General features: G+C 73.2%; 11 protein-coding genes. 4 read left to right on the forward strand and 7 right to left on the reverse strand.

All coding sequences use genetic code 11. From position 1 onward, the window contains the following. Nucleotides 1-61 precede the first annotated feature (61 nt). Entirely contained in the window at nt 62-2389 is a 2328-nt protein-coding gene (locus ABIB53_RS13875) for an ATP-binding cassette domain-containing protein (RefSeq protein ID WP_354588706.1), read from the reverse strand. A 64-nt stretch (nt 2390-2453) separates the two neighbouring features. Beyond that, on the reverse strand, nt 2454-3782 hold the full coding sequence (locus ABIB53_RS13880; RefSeq protein ID WP_354588594.1) for a serine hydrolase domain-containing protein: 1329 nt from the start codon (nt 3780-3782) through the stop codon (nt 2454-2456). 202 nt (nt 3783-3984) lie between these two features. On the opposite strand from ABIB53_RS13880, the gene ABIB53_RS13885 reads away from it, so the two are divergent. Further along, nucleotides 3985-4860, forward strand: coding sequence for a sunset domain-containing protein (locus tag ABIB53_RS13885; protein WP_354588595.1), 876 nt, complete (start codon nt 3985-3987; stop codon nt 4858-4860). A gap of 309 nt (nt 4861-5169) precedes the next feature. Here the strand turns inward: ABIB53_RS13885 and ABIB53_RS13890 are convergent, their stop codons facing one another. The 3 genes from ABIB53_RS13890 to ABIB53_RS13900 all read right to left on the reverse strand — a co-directional run bounded on the left by ABIB53_RS13890 (nt 5170) and on the right by ABIB53_RS13900 (nt 7118). Further along, nucleotides 5170-5661, reverse strand: coding sequence for a pyridoxamine 5'-phosphate oxidase family protein (locus ABIB53_RS13890; protein WP_354588596.1), 492 nt, complete (start codon nt 5659-5661; stop codon nt 5170-5172). A gap of 105 nt (nt 5662-5766) precedes the next feature. Next, nucleotides 5767-6468: a hypothetical protein gene (locus tag ABIB53_RS13895; protein ID WP_354588597.1), complete on the reverse strand. Its 702-nt coding sequence runs from the start codon at nt 6466-6468 to the stop codon at nt 5767-5769. Nucleotides 6469-6497: 29 nt separating this feature from the next. Next, entirely contained in the window at nt 6498-7118 is a 621-nt protein-coding gene (locus tag ABIB53_RS13900; protein ID WP_354588598.1) for a TetR/AcrR family transcriptional regulator, read from the reverse strand. 83 nt (nt 7119-7201) lie between these two features. Between ABIB53_RS13900 and ABIB53_RS13905 the strand changes: the two genes are divergently transcribed. From ABIB53_RS13905 to betT, 3 genes are all read left to right on the forward strand, one after another. Beyond that, nucleotides 7202-8692: an aldehyde dehydrogenase family protein gene (locus ABIB53_RS13905; protein WP_354588599.1), complete on the forward strand. Its 1491-nt coding sequence runs from the start codon at nt 7202-7204 to the stop codon at nt 8690-8692. A gap of 159 nt (nt 8693-8851) precedes the next feature. Next, nucleotides 8852-10603, forward strand: a complete 1752-nt coding sequence (gene betA / locus ABIB53_RS13910) for a choline dehydrogenase (RefSeq protein WP_354588600.1) — start codon at nt 8852-8854, stop codon at nt 10601-10603. Continuing rightward, complete coding sequence (gene betT / locus ABIB53_RS13915; RefSeq protein ID WP_354588601.1) at nt 10600-12612, forward strand: choline BCCT transporter BetT; 2013 nt, start codon at nt 10600-10602, stop codon at nt 12610-12612. Before betA ends, betT begins: the two co-directional genes overlap by 4 nt. 257 nt (nt 12613-12869) lie before the next feature. Here the strand turns inward: betT and ABIB53_RS13920 are convergent, their stop codons facing one another. Next, nucleotides 12870-13307: a hypothetical protein gene (locus tag ABIB53_RS13920; protein ID WP_354588602.1), complete on the reverse strand. Its 438-nt coding sequence runs from the start codon at nt 13305-13307 to the stop codon at nt 12870-12872. Nucleotides 13308-13339: 32 nt separating this feature from the next. Then, the gene (locus ABIB53_RS13925; RefSeq protein ID WP_354588603.1) at nt 13340-13996 is read right to left on the reverse strand and encodes a dienelactone hydrolase family protein; all 657 of its coding nucleotides are present in this window, start codon (nt 13994-13996) and stop codon (nt 13340-13342) included. Nucleotides 13997-14007: the final 11 nt, after the last annotated feature.

Below are 14007 nucleotides of genomic sequence, written 5' to 3' on the forward strand. Positions count from 1 at the left end.
AAGGGTCCTGGCTCGTCGAAGTGCTGCTGGCAGGGTTTTGTCAGCCGGGGGCGAAGGGGGGTCAGCCCCCGACGTATTCCGCGAGGACCTCGGCGGTGGCGCCCGACCCCGTCGCGACCATGTCGGCGGGGGTGCCGGTGAAGACGACCTGGCCGCCGTCGTGCCCGGCGCCGGGGCCGATGTCGATGACCCAGTCGGCCTGGGCCATGACGGCGAGGTTGTGCTCGATGACGACGAGCGAGTGCCCCTGGTCGACGAGCCCGTGGAGCATCGTCAGCAGGCGCTCGGTGTCGGCGAGGTGCAGGCCGGCGGTCGGCTCGTCGAGGACGATGATCGCGCGCTCCTTGCCGAGCTGGGCGGCGAGCTTGATCCGCTGGCGCTCGCCCCCGGAGAGGGTGATGAGCGGCTGGCCGAGGGTGAGGTAGCCCAGGCCGACGTCGCGCAGCTTGGTGATGATCGTCCTCGGCTTGCCGGTGGTGAAGACCTCGGCGGCCTGGTCGAGCGAGAGGTCGAGGACCTCGGCGATGGTCAGCCCGTGCAACGTGTACTGCAGCACCTCGGGCTTGAAGCGGCGCCCCTCGCACGCCTCGCAGGGGATGGCCACCCCGGCCATCATCGCCAGGTCGGTGTAGATGACGCCCTGCCCGTTGCACATCTCGCAGGCGCCCTCGGAGTTGGCGGAGAAGAGGGCGGGCTTGACGCCGTTCTCCTTGGCGAAGGCGGTCCGGATGCCGTCGAGCAGCCCGGTGTACGTCGCGGGGTTGGAGCGGCGCGAGCCCTTGATCGCGCCCTGGTCGACGACGAGCACGTCGTCGCGCCCGCCGAGCGAGCCGTGGATGAGCGAGGACTTGCCCGACCCGGCGACACCGGTGACGACGCACAGGACCCCGGTCGGCACGTCGACGTCGACGTCGCGCAGGTTGTGCGTCGACGCGCCCCGGATCTCGAGCTGCCCGGTGGCCTCGCGCACCGGCTCGCGCAGCCCGACGCGGTGGTCGAGGTAGCGCCCGGTGAGCGTGCCCGAGGCGCGCAGCCCCGCGACGTCGCCCTCGAAGGTGATCGTGCCGCCGTCGCGACCTGCCCCCGGCCCGAGGTCGACGACCCGGTCGGCGATCTCCATGACCTCGGGCTTGTGCTCGACGACGAGCACCGAGTTGCCCTTGTCGCGCAGCTGGAGGAGCAGGTCGTTCATCTTGCGGATGTCGTGGGGGTGCAGCCCGATCGTCGGCTCGTCGAAGACGTAGGTGACGTCGGTGAGCGCCGACCCGAGGTGGCGGATCATCTTCACCCGCTGCGCCTCGCCGCCCGAGAGCGTCCCTGACTCGCGGTCGAGGCTGAGGTAGCCCAGGCCGATGTCGACGAAGCCGCGCAGCATCGCCGCGAGGCTCGCGACGAGCGGGCCGACACCGGGCTCGTCGAGCCCCTCGACCCACTCGAGCAGGTCGCTCACCTGCATCGCGGAGCACTCGGGGATGGTCCGACCGGCGACGGTCGCGGTGCGGGACGCCTCGGCCAGGCGCGTCCCGTGGCACTCCGGGCACGTGTCGTACGTCGCGACCTTCGCCGCGTACTCGCGCACGTGCGCCTGCTTGCTCTCGGTCTCGCGGTCGATGAAGCCGCGCCGCACCCGCTCGACCAGCCCGAGGTAGGAGTAGTTGATCCCCCCGAAGCGGACCTTCGTCGTCTCCTGGTGCATGAGCCAGTGCCACTCGTCGGGCGTGTAGTCGGCGAGCACCTTGTCCGCATCGAGCTTGTCGGACTCGGCATAGCTGCGCCACTGCCAGCTGCCGGTGGGCATGCCCGGCACGAGGACCGCTCCCCCGTTGAGCGACAGCGAGGTGTCGACGATCGCGGACTCGTCGATGGTCGAGACCTTGCCCTTGCCCTCGCACCGCGGGCACATCCCGCCGACGACCTCGAAGGTCTTGCGCTCAGCCGACCCGTCGGCCTTCTTGAGCATGCCGCTGCCGCTCGCGCTCGCGATGTTGAAGGCGAAGGCCTGCGAGCTGCCGACGTGAGGCTGCGAGCGGCGCGAGTACAGGACGCGCAGCATCGAGTAGGCGTCGGTGACCGTGCCGACCGTCGAGCGGCTGTTGGCCTGCAGCCGCTCCTGGTCCACGACGATCGCCGGCGTGACGCCTGCCAGCTCGTCGACCTCGGGCCGCGGCGGCGTCCCCATGAAGGACTGGAGGAAGGCCGAGTACGTCTCGTTGATGAGCCGCTGCGACTCCGCCGCGACCGTGCCGAAGACGAGGCTCGACTTGCCCGACCCGGACACCCCGGTGAAGACCGTGAGCCGTCGCTTGGGGATGTCGACGTCGACCCCCCGGAGGTTGTTGACCCGCGCGCCGCGGACCCGGATGACGTCATGCCGGTCGGCGGCGTGCATCTCGCTCATGACAGCGATCCAAGCACGCCGCCGACCGGCACGTCAGCCGCCGGCCGACGGGGGGTCAGCAGGTCGCGCGAGCCAGCTGGGTGTAGAGCCCGAGCAGGTCGAAGGGCTGCGCCTGGGTCGGGTCGGTCTCGCTGAAGTAGCGGCCCGTGACGCCCAGGGTCACCTGACGCCGGCCGTCGGGGCTCGACAGCGCCATGCTCGTCGTGCCGTACGACCCGCCGTCGTGGCCGTAGAGGTAGCGCTGCGCCGCCCCCTTCGGCGTGCACGGGTCGGGCAGGCGGTAGATGCCCAGGCCGTACCACCCGGTCTCGTCGCGAGGGACCTGCATCTCGCGCACGGTCGAGCGCTTGAGCAGGGTCCCGTTGTTGACCGCCTTGGTGAAGCGGCCGAGGTCGCGGGTGGTCGAGATGACCGCCCCGGCGCTCGAGAAGAGGTCGGGGTTGAAGCCGGCCTCGGAGTACCAGCCCTGCGAGGTGCTCGACGCGCCGACGAGCATCGGGCCGGGGGTGCCGACCCGGGTGGCGAAGCTCGAGTGGGTCATGCCGGCGGGCCGGAAGACCTCCGTGCGCAGCAGCTGGGCGACGTCGCGGCCGGTCTCCTCGCGCAGCATCATCCCGAGCAGCACGTAACCGGCGTTGGAGTACAGGTGCTGGCCGCGCGGGCCCCACGGCAGCGCGGCCGCGTCGGCGACGAGCTGCTCGTCGGTGTAGTCCGCCCCCGTCGCCGCGAAGAAGTCGTCCCACGAGCTCGGGTCCTGCATGTGTCGCAGGAGCGAGGCGTCGGTGCCGGTCTGCAGCCCCGAGGTGTGGCTGAGCAGCTCCTCGACGGTGACATCGCCGTGGCCGGGCAGCGCGCCCGGCAGCACCTCGTCGACGGTCGTGCCGAGCGACCACGTGCCCCGCTCGACCTGGCGCATGACGAGCACCGAGACCATCGACTTCGTGTTGCTCGCGACGCGGAAGCGGTCGCCCTCGCGGGCCTTCGCGGGCTTCGTGCGATCGCGCACGCCGGCCGCGCCGGCGTAGTCGCGGCCGGGCCGGTCGACGCGGGCGACGACACCGACGGCCCCGTCGTCGACGAGCCGGTCGAGGCTGGCGTCGAGGACCGCGTCGCGGGCCGGGCCGTTGCGCGGCACCGGCTTGGCGAAGGTCCGCTGCCCGGTGCCCCGGCGCTCGGCGGCCGACGGGCTCGTGGGCGCCGAGCTGCGGGGCGCGACCGGCTCGAGGGCCCGGGTGGAGCGCTCGGCGACCCCGTCGGAGGGACCGGGCTCGGCGGGGCTCGCGGTCGCGGGCAGCGCGGCCGTCATGGCGAGCGCGAGACCCGCGCCGAGGGCGGCGGTCGTGCGCGGGCGGGTGCTGGGGCGTCGGCTGGTGCGGCGGTGCATCGTCTCTCTCCCTGCTGTCGTCTGCGTGTCCCCCCACGGTGCTGCACCCGCGCCGCGGGCGGATCCCACCACCGGATGAGATCGGGGTCCGCCTCGGGTGGGAGGGCGGGGGACGAAGGGGGGCCGCTCGCCCGCCCCGGGCCGCACCGACGTCGATAGCGTGGGCATCCCTTCCAAGCCCGACCCGCCCGTGGAGGCGACGATGAGCGAGCAGGACGCACGAGAGCAGAGCACCGGCAGCACCCCCGCACCCGCAGACCCGGCCCTGGACGCGGGGGTGCGCACCGACGACGACGGCCCGGTGGACCCGCAGGAGCAGGTCGAGGAACGGCTGCAGCAGATCGAGGACGAGCAGCGCGACCACGAGCCCCGGCACGGCGGGGGAGAGGACGAGGGCGCCGACGAGCCTGCTGGCGACGAGCGCGGTGCCGACGACGAGGCGGCGACCGCGTCGGGCGCCGGTGACGCCGAGGCGGACGCGGCGAGCGGGCCCGAGGGGGCGGCCGCTCCCCCGACCTCACGCGCCTCGGGCGACGACGACGCGGATGACGACGCCGGCGACGACCCGCGAGTCGAGAGCGACGAGGAGCGCCGGGCTCGCGAGGAGGCCTTCGCCGCCGAGCACGACCCCGACGACCACGACGTGGCGGCCGGCGAGGAGTTCCGTCAGGCCGGTGACTGGACGGCCGAGACGGGCAAGCTCACCGAGGACGACGTGACCTCGGGCGAGGGCAGCTCCGACGACGCCCCCGGCACCGAGGCCCACGGCAGCGCGCAGCACGATGACACGCCGCACGACGGCACCCAGCACGAGGACACCCAGCACGGCGAGCAGGAGCGCGGGGTCGACGGACGGCGCGTCTCCTCCGTCGAGGAGATCCGTGACGGCGGCTACGGCGTCGGCTCGGCCGCGCCCCTCGACGACGGCGCCGTCCCCCTCGACCACACCGTCAAGGCGTGGGAGGACACCCGCACCTACCTCGTCCCCGGCGAGGAGGGCTACGACGGAGCCGACCCCCACGTGTGGTTCCTCGACGACCGCTCCGCCGAGCGCGCCGGCTTCGACCACGCGGGCTGACTCCCCCTTCGCCCCCAGGAACACGCTGCTGCATGCAGCACCTCGAAGCGGGGGGGGCCCCCCCCGGGGGGGGGGGGGGCGGGGGGGGGGGGGGGGGGGGGGGGTGGGGGGGGGGGTGGGGGGGGGGGCGGGGGGGGGGGCCCCGCCCCGCGGCCCCCCCCCCCCCCCGCGCCCCGCCCCCCCCCCCCCCCCCCACCCACCCCCCCCCCCCCCCCCCCCCCCCCCCACCCCCCGCCCCCCCCCCCCCCCGCCCCCCCCGCCCCCCCCCGGGGGGGGCCCCCCCCGCTTCGATGTGCTGCTGGGTCGTGACTAGAGGCTGATGGTGCCGCTCTGGCCGTCCTGCGGCTCCGGGTCGGCGTCCGTACCCTGGACCTTGCCCTTGAGCAGCTGGACCGCGACGGCGACCTTGCCCGGGGACTCCCAGTACGAGGCGGTGTCGGCGGTGACGGTGAGCAACGTGCTGTTGGGGTCCTCGGGGCCACCCTCCATCCACGCGCTCGCGGAGGAGTCCCAGAGCCGCTCGAGCAGCGCGCGGTCGTCGTTGCGCGCACCCGTGCCGGCCAGGCTCACCCAACCCTTGTCGGAGGAGTAGGCGACGTTGACCTGCGGGTTCGCGGCGATGGCGTGCATCTTGTCGGTGTCGGCCTCGGTGATGAAGTGCACGCGGCCCGGGTCGTCGAGGTCTTGCGTGCCCATGGGCGTCGAGACGAGGCGACCCTGCGCGTCCACGTAGGTGAGGATCGCGATGTGGGTGTACTTCATGATCTCGGCGACGATCTCGTGGGGGTCCTGCTCAGCCATGTCAGCTCCTGACGGTCGACGGGTGGATTCGTCTCGACGGTAGGCCAGGCGGAGGGGCCGACGGGGTCGGAGCACCCCGGGCTGTCCAGGGTCCGTCCGGTTCGCTCAGAGCGAGCGCATGAGCCCCTCGAGCCGCTCGGAGGCCTCGCACCCGCAGCGGGCCGGGCCGGCGAAGGCGACCCGGATGTCGCGGTGGCAGCCGGGCAGCTCCTCGCGCAGGACGATCCCGTTCTCGTCGGCGAGGACCGGGCGCACCCGGGCCGCCGCGTCGAGCGAGGTCACCGACCCGGCGAGGCAGCGCAGCGACTCGCCGTGGCAGGCGTCGAGGTGCGCCATCCACTCGTCCTGCCACCCGCCGAGGGGGTCGACGAGCGCGCCGGCGAGGCGGTGCGGCTCGACCGGCACCGGACCGCCCGCCCCCGCGCCGCTCTCGACGTGCCACTCGAGGGTCACCGAGCGCGGCACGACCCGGGCGACGAGCTCGCCGGGCCGGGCACCGAGCCGCTCGACGAGGTCGTCGGAGGGGTCGGTCACCGTCTCGAGGACCCCGGAGAGCCGGACCGTGCCGCGCACGCGATCGGCGAGCGGCACCGAGGTGACGTCGGAGGCGACGGCGTGCACGAGCGGCCCCTTCGCCCCGGGCACGACCCGGTCCGCGCACTCGGGCGCGAGCCGGGCGAAGGGGAAGAGCAGTCCCCCGGTCTGCTCGACGGCGTGGCGCCACAGGCGCACGCGCCGGCCGGCGCAGCCGACCTCGACCGAGGTCGCCGTCGCGAGGACGGTCTTGGCCCGACGTGCTGCATCCATGACGCCACCCTTCGTGAAGTTAGGTGACCCTAACCTACGCAGGTCGCGCCGCGCACCCCTTCGTCTGAGGACCGGGCGAGGGCAGCCCCGACGAGCACCCGGGCGGCCTCCTCGCCGGCGGCGATGGAGGGCGCGTCCGGCTCGCGCAGCATCGACACGATCGTGCCGGCGTAGGCGATGCAGACCTGCCGCACGAGGGCGGCGGCGACCTCCTGCGTCAGCGGCAGGTCGGCGACGGTCGCGCAGATCCGGTCGTGGAGCATCGCGCGCTCCTCGGCGAGCACCGCCTCGAGCTCGGGGCTCGGGTCGGGCACCGCGGAGGTCGTCGCGGAGAACGCGCACCACCGCTCGCGCAGGTACTCCTCCTGGTAGGCGCGCAGCGCGGGGAAGACGGCGAGCACCCGCTCGACCGGGTCGTCGGTCGCGTCGATCGCCCGCTGCCACACGCCTGCCCACACGTCGAGACGACGGCGCAGGGCGGCGGCGAGGAAGCCGTGCTTGTTGCCGAAGTGGGCGTACAGGCTCGGCGGCGAGGCGCCCGCGGCGCGGCAGATGACGTCGACCGGGGTGTGCACCGAGCCGTCGACGAAGAGGACCTCGTCACCGGCGTCGAGCAGACGCTGGCGGACCGGGGTGCTTTGACGAGCCATGCCCCAACTCTATAACGTGCGTTACTGAAACGTGCGTTATCGGCCGTTCGACCGACCGGCCGCCCCGACCGAGAAGGAGAGCGATGTCGAGCCTCTACGTCGACGGCCAGTGGCAGGCCGCAGCGTCCGGAGCCACCCGTGAGATCCGCTGCCCGGCCGACCAGCAGGTCGTCGCGACCGTGAGCGAAGGGGGAGCCCAGGACGCGCAGGCCGCCGTCGCCGCCGCGCGCCGGGCCTTCGACCACGGGCCGTGGCCGGCCACCCCCACCCCCGAGCGGGCCGCGATGCTCACCCGCGTCGCCGACCTCCTCGAGGCCGAGCTCGAGGAGGTCGCCCGGCTCGAGTCGCTCGACACCGGCAAGCGGCTCGTCGAGTCGCGGATCGACATGCAGGACGTCATCGGCGTCTTCCGCCACTTCGCCGCCCTCGTCCAGGGCGAGGCCGGCCAGGTCGTCGACACCGGCATGCCCGACGTCGCGTCGCGCGTCGTCCACGAGCCGGTCGGCGTCTGCGCGCTCGTCACGCCCTGGAACTTCCCCCTCCTGCAGACCTCGTGGAAGGTCGCCCCGGCCCTGGCCGCCGGCAACACCTTCGTCCTCAAGCCCAGCGAGCTCACCCCGCAGAGCGCGATCTGGCTGCTCGGCGCGCTCGAGCGGGCCGGCCTGCCCGCGGGCGTCGCCAACCTCGTCCTCGGCACGGGCGCCGAGGTCGGCGCGGTGCTCAGCGAGCACCCCGACGTCGACCTCGTCTCCTTCACCGGCGGGCTGCAGACCGGCCGCACGATCATGGCCGCCGCCGCCCCCACCGTGAAGCGGGTCGCCCTCGAGCTCGGCGGCAAGAACCCCAACGTCGTCTTCGCCGACGCCGACCTGCCCGCCGCGATCGACAACGCCCTCACCGCCGTCTTCCTCGACTCCGGCCAGGTCTGCTCGGCCGGCACCCGTCTCGTCGTCGAGGAGGGCATCCACGACGAGGTCGTCACCGAGCTCGTCCGCCGGGCGAAGGGGATCCGCCTCGGCGGCCCCTTCGACGAGGACGCCGAGACCGGCCCGCTCATCAGCGAGGCGCACCGCGCGAAGGTGCACGCCTACGTCGAGGCCGCCGTCGCCGAGGGGGCTCAGCTGCTCACCGGCGGCGAGATCCCCGGTGGCGACCTCGCCGGGGGCTGGTACTACCCGCCGACGATCCTCGACGGCTGCACGCAGGAGATGGGCTGCGTCCACGACGAGTCCTTCGGCCCGGTGCTCACCGTCGAGACCTTCTCCGGCGCCGACCACGACGCCGCCGAGGACGCCGCGGTCGCCATCGCCAACGACACGATCTACGGCCTCGCCGGGGCCGTGTGGACCCAGGACGCCGGCCGTGCCGAGCGGGTGGCCCGCCGGCTGCGCCACGGGACGATCTGGATCAACGACTTCCACCCCTACGTGCCCCAGGCCGAGTGGGGCGGGATGAAGCAGTCGGGCGTCGGGCGCGAGCTCGGCCGCGCCGGGCTGCACGAGTACGTCGAGACCAAGCACGTCTGGCACAACACCCGTCCCGCGAAGGCCGACTGGTTCGCCGACCGCGGCTGACCCCCCCTTCGCACACCGCACCACCGCACCACCGCACCACCGCACCACCGCACCACCGACGCACGACGCCACCTACCCCGCGACCTACCACGCAGTACTGGTCGTGATCACGACCAGTACTGCGTGGTAGCGGGACCACCTACGGAACGAGAGACATCGATGCGCACCCGATACGACTACGTCATCGTCGGCGGAGGATCCGCCGGCTCCGCCCTGGCCAACCGGCTCTCCGCCGACGAGAGCACGACCGTGCTCGTCCTCGAGGCCGGCCGCTCCGACGTCCTGGCCGACCCGCTCATCCACATGCCCGCGGCGCTGATGTTCCCCGCCGGCAACCCCCTCTACGACTGGGCCTACGAGTCCGACCCCGAGCCGCACATGGACGGCCGGCGCATCCCCCACGCCCGCGGCAAGGTCCTCGGCGGCAGCTCCTCGATCAACGGCATGATCTTCCAGCGCGGCAACCCCGGCGACTACGACGCGTGGGCGCGCAACGACGGCATGGAGCAGTGGGACTTCGCCCACTGCCTGCCCTACTTCCGCCGGATGGAGACGTGCACCGAGGGCGCCGACGCGTGGCGCGGCTCCGCCGGCCCGCTCAAGCTCGAGCGCGGCCCGGCGTCGAGCCCGCTCTTCCAGGCCTTCTTCGAGGCCACCCGCGAGGCGGGCTACGCACCGACCGACGACGTCAACGGCTACCGCCAGGAGGGCTTCGCCCCCTTCGACCGCAACGTCTACCAGGGCAGCCGGATGTCGGCCTCCCGCGCCTACCTGCGCCCCATCCGTGACCGCAAGAACCTCGACATCTCCACGCTGTCGACGGCCACCGGGCTGCGCTGGGAGGGCACCCGCGTCACGGGTGTCGACTACCGCCGGATGCGCACCCAGCACAGCGTCGACGCCGGTGAGGTCATCCTGTGCGGCGGCGCCTTCGCCTCGCCGCACCTGCTCCAGGTCTCCGGCGTCGGCAACCCCGACGTCCTCTCGGCGGCCGGCGTGCAGACGCGCGTCGCCCTGCCGGGCGTCGGCGAGAACCTCCAGGACCACCTCGAGGTCTACCTCCAGCACACCTCGCTGCAGCCGGTCTCGATCGCGCCGTGGCTCAAGAAGTGGAAGGCGCCCTACATCGGCGCCGAGTGGCTCTTGCGCAACCGCGGCGTCGGTGCGAGCAACCACTTCGAAGGGGGCGGCTTCATCCGCACCAACGACGAGGTCGAGTACCCCAACCTCATGTTCCACTTCCTGCCGATCGCCGTGCGCTACGACGGCACCGCGGCGGAGGGCAAGCACGGCTACCAGGTGCACATCGGACCGATGAACTCCGACGTGCGCGGTCGGCTGCACATCACGAGCGACGACCCGTCGGTGCGCCCGTCGATCCTCTTCAACTACCTCTCGACCGAGCGCGACCGCCGCGAGTGGGTCGAGGTCGTGCGCGCCGCGCGCCACATCCTCTCCCAGCCGGCGTTCTCCCCCTTCGACGGCGGCGAGATCAGCCCCGGGCCCGGCGTGCAGAGCGACGAGGAGATCCTCGACTGGGTCCGCCGCGACGCCGAGACCGCGCTGCACCCCAGCTGCTCGGCGAAGATGGGCGTCGACGAGATGTCCGTCGTCGACCCGACGAGCATGCGCGTCCACGGCACGCAGGGGCTGCGCGTCGTCGACGCCTCGGTCTTCCCCAGCATCACCAACGGCAACATCTACGCGCCCGTGATGATGGTCGCCGAGAAGGCCGCCGACCTCATCGCCGGCAACACCCCGCTCGCCCCCCAGGACGTGCCGGTCTACCGCGCCGGCCAGGGCATGCCGCTCTACCCGCAGGGCGACCCGCGCAACGACGCCTGGGACGCCGCGGCCGAGCAGCCGAGCGCCCTGACCGCCATGGCCCGCGCGACGGAGGAGACCCGATGAGCACGACCACCACGAGCACGCCGCCAGGTCCGAGCACCACCCGCACGAAGTGGCCCGTCGTCCTCGCCGTCGGCGCCGTCACCGCCGTCGTCGCGCTGTGGGCGCTCATCGCCCCCGAGCGCTCCGAGGAGGTCCTCGGCTCCGTCGTCGGGTGGACGAGCGAGTGGTTCGGGTGGTTCTACATCCTCCTGGCCACCGTCATCCTCGTCTTCGTCGTCTACGTCGGGCTGCGCTACGGCAAGGTCCGCCTCGGCCGTGACGACGACCGGCCCGAGTTCTCCACCTTCGCCTGGGCCTCGATGCTCTTCGCCGCCGGCATCGGCACCGACGTGATGTTCTTCGCCGTCGCCGAGCCCGCGAGCCAGTACCTCGCCCCGCCGCAGGGCGAGGGCGGCACGCTCGAGGCGGCCCGCGAGTCGACCGTGTGGACGCTCTTCCACTACGGCATCACCGGGTGGGGCATGTACGCCCTCATGGGCATCGCGCTCGGCTTCTTCGCCCACCGCAAGGGCCTGCCGCTTGCGGTGCGCTCCGCCCTCTCGCCGATCCTCGGTCGGCGCACGAAGGGGGGAGCCGGCGCGGCCGTCGACATCGCGACGATGCTCGGGACGATCTTCGGCATCGCGACCTCGCTGGGCATCGGTGTCGTCATGCTCAACGTCGGCCTCGACATCCTCTTCGGCATCCCGCAGGGCGTGCCCGCCCAGATCGGGCTCGTCGTCCTCGCCGTGGCCGTCGCGACGGTCTCGGCGGTCACCGGTGTCGACCGCGGCATCCGGGTGCTCTCGCAGCTCAACGTGCTGCTCGCGCTGCTCCTCGCCGCGTGGGTGCTCGTCACTCGCGACACGGCCTTCCTCCTGCGCGCCGCGGTGATGAACGTCGGCGACTTCGTCTCGCTCTTCCCGGGCATGACGATGGACACGATGGCCTTCGACTACGACGCCGAGTGGATGGGCGGCTGGACGCTCTTCTTCTGGGCGTGGTGGATCGCCTGGGCGTCCTTCGTCGGGATGTTCCTCGCCCGGATCAGCAAGGGGCGCACCATCGGCCAGTTCGTCGTCGGCACGCTGACGATCCCCTTCTGCTACATCGTCATGTGGGTCACCGTCTTCGGCAACAGCGCGGTGCAGAAGATCATGGACGGCGACACCGGCTTCGGCGAGGCAGCGGTCAACACCCCCGAGGCCGGCTTCTTCGCCCTGCTCCAGGACACCCCGGGCGCGCTCGTCCTCGTCGCGCTGGCGACCTTCGTCGGGCTGCTCTTCTACGTCACCTCGGCCGACTCCGGCGCGCTCGTCATGGCCAACCTGTCGGCCGAGCTCGACGACCCCGACACCGACGCCGCCCCGTGGCTGCGCATCCTGTGGGCGAGCGCGACGGCCGTGCTCACCATCGCGATGCTGGTCGTCGGCGGGATCCCCGCGCTGCAGAACGCGACGATCATCATGGGGCTGCCCTTCGCCGTCGTCATGGTGCTCGTCATGTGGGGCCTGCACCGGGCGCTCGAGGAGGAGCGCGTCATGACCGACGCGATCCGCACCTCGCTCGCGAGCTCGCTGGCCGGGCGCTCGCGCGGCGCCGGGTCGTGGCGCCGTCGGCTGTCCGAGGGCTTCGGCCGGGTGTCCCCCGAGCAGGCCGCCCGCCGGCTCGACCGCGTCGTGCTGCCCGCGCTGCAGGACGTGCGTGACGGCCTGTCCGGCGAGGGTCTGGACGCCGTCGTCGAGGAGGTCGAGGGCGAGGGCCGGCTCGTGCGCTCCGCGACGCTCGTCGTGCCCGGCGAGGTCACCGACTTCCGCTACCCCGTCGAGGTCCGGCGCTCCCCGGCGCCGAGCTACGGCGCGGGCGTGCGCGAGGCGGACGACATGACGACGGTCCTCGAGGTCGTCCTGCCGACCGGTGGTCGCTACAGCCTCATGGACCGCAGCCAGGACGAGATCTGCCACGACGTCCTCGACCACTACGAGCGCTGGGCGACGAGCTCCGCGACGACGGCCGAGATCGTCGGCTGACCGAGCCGCACCACGGCGAAGGGGGCGGGTCCAGGACAACTGGGCCCGCCCCCTTCGCCATGGGCTAGGACCAGCCACCCCCCGTACAAAACCCTGCTGGCTGGGTCTTGATGAGCCAGCAGGGTCTCGACAGGGTCCTGGCACGTCGAAAGGCTGCTGGCAGGGTTTTGTAGCCGGGGGCGGGCAGGACGACGAAGGGGGCGAGTCCAGCACGACTGGACCCGCCCCCTTCGTCATAGGGCTAGGACCCCGTGCGCCTAGGACCAGCGCGCCACCACGACGTCGTAGGGGCCGGCGGGGGTCGTCTCGCTCGCCGCCGAGGCGGGCACGACGTTGCGCATCGTCATCGCCGTCGAGCTCTCGCCGAGGTCGAGCTCGACCTGCCAGCCCCACTCCTGCTCGTACGTCGCCTCGAGACGCACGTGCCCGCCCACCCGGCGACCGGTGAGCGTCATCAGCCCCGGGTGCTGGTGCCACGTGTCGTACCAGGCGGCCTCGACCGCGCCCTCCTCCGCGCGTCCGACGAGCAGGCTCCCGTGCTGGTCGCCGTCGGCCGGGTGGGTCCAGCGGTAGCCGAGGACGACCGCGCCGTCGGGCAGGGTCGTCAGGGTCGCGCTCGACGCCGCCTCGGCGAGGGGGTCGTCGGGCATGAGGCGGAAGGAGCAGCTGCCGGTGAGCGTCACGACGTCGGCCATGAGGCCAGTGTGCTCCGCCGCGGAGGTCGGCGTCAGACGCCGGGGACGAGACCGGTGACGGCCTCGCCGGCCCGGCGGTGCCAGCGCCACGGCCGGTCGAGCATCGCGTGGTTGCCGCCCGGCACGCCCTCGAAGGTCGCGTCGACGCCCGCCCGCACGGCCCGCTCGACGTAGGCCCGCGAGCGCACGGGGCTGCACACGGTGTCGGACTCGCCGTGGATGACGCGCACGTGGGCGTCGGAGCGCACGAGGTGGTCGACGCCCTCGCCCTCCTCGACCCACGGGGCGAGCGCGACCGCGCCGGCGACACCGGGCTCGTCGGCGATGCGCAGGGCCGCCCACCCGCCGCTGGAGTGCCCGAGGAGCACGACCGGCAGCCCGTGGGTCTCGCTCAGCCCTCGCACGAGCGCGCGCGCCTGGACGAGCCCGCTGCCGGACGAGGCGATCCACCCCCCGTGGGTGTTGTGCACGAGGTAGGGGGCAACCCGGCCCCGAGAGGCGCGCATGACGGCCATCCCGAAAGGGAGCATCCGCAGGTAGGAGATGTCGCGGAAGCGGTCCGGCTGGGTCTTGACCGAGCGCCCGCCGTGGAGCAGCAGCGCGATCGCGCTGGTGCGCCGGGTGACGCGCAGGCTCCCGGTCCGGATGTCGGCGAGCAGCCGGTCGACGTCGTGGTGGGGAGGGGTCACGAGACCACCTT

Origin of the sequence: Janibacter sp. UYMM211, assembly GCF_040547045.1 — a bacterium.
GTDB classification, from domain to species: Bacteria; Actinomycetota; Actinomycetes; order Actinomycetales; family Dermatophilaceae; genus Marihabitans; species Marihabitans melonis.

What these genes read in the sequence shown, in the direction of transcription:
- ABIB53_RS13875 (WP_354588706.1), bottom strand. Translation starts at nt 2,389, where the DNA reads ATGCACGCCGCCGACCGGCATGACGTCATCCGGGTCCGCGGCGCGCGG.
- ABIB53_RS13880 (WP_354588594.1), bottom strand. Translation starts at nt 3,782, where the DNA reads ATGCACCGCCGCACCAGCCGACGCCCCAGCACCCGCCCGCGCACGACC.
- ABIB53_RS13885 (WP_354588595.1), top strand. Translation starts at nt 3,985, where the DNA reads ATGAGCGAGCAGGACGCACGAGAGCAGAGCACCGGCAGCACCCCCGCA.
- ABIB53_RS13890 (WP_354588596.1), bottom strand. Translation starts at nt 5,661, where the DNA reads ATGGCTGAGCAGGACCCCCACGAGATCGTCGCCGAGATCATGAAGTAC.
- ABIB53_RS13895 (WP_354588597.1), bottom strand. Translation starts at nt 6,468, where the DNA reads ATGGATGCAGCACGTCGGGCCAAGACCGTCCTCGCGACGGCGACCTCG.
- ABIB53_RS13900 (WP_354588598.1), bottom strand. Translation starts at nt 7,118, where the DNA reads ATGGCTCGTCAAAGCACCCCGGTCCGCCAGCGTCTGCTCGACGCCGGT.
- ABIB53_RS13905 (WP_354588599.1), top strand. Translation starts at nt 7,202, where the DNA reads ATGTCGAGCCTCTACGTCGACGGCCAGTGGCAGGCCGCAGCGTCCGGA.
- betA (WP_354588600.1), top strand. Translation starts at nt 8,852, where the DNA reads ATGCGCACCCGATACGACTACGTCATCGTCGGCGGAGGATCCGCCGGC.
- betT (WP_354588601.1), top strand. Translation starts at nt 10,600, where the DNA reads ATGAGCACGACCACCACGAGCACGCCGCCAGGTCCGAGCACCACCCGC.
- ABIB53_RS13920 (WP_354588602.1), bottom strand. Translation starts at nt 13,307, where the DNA reads ATGGCCGACGTCGTGACGCTCACCGGCAGCTGCTCCTTCCGCCTCATG.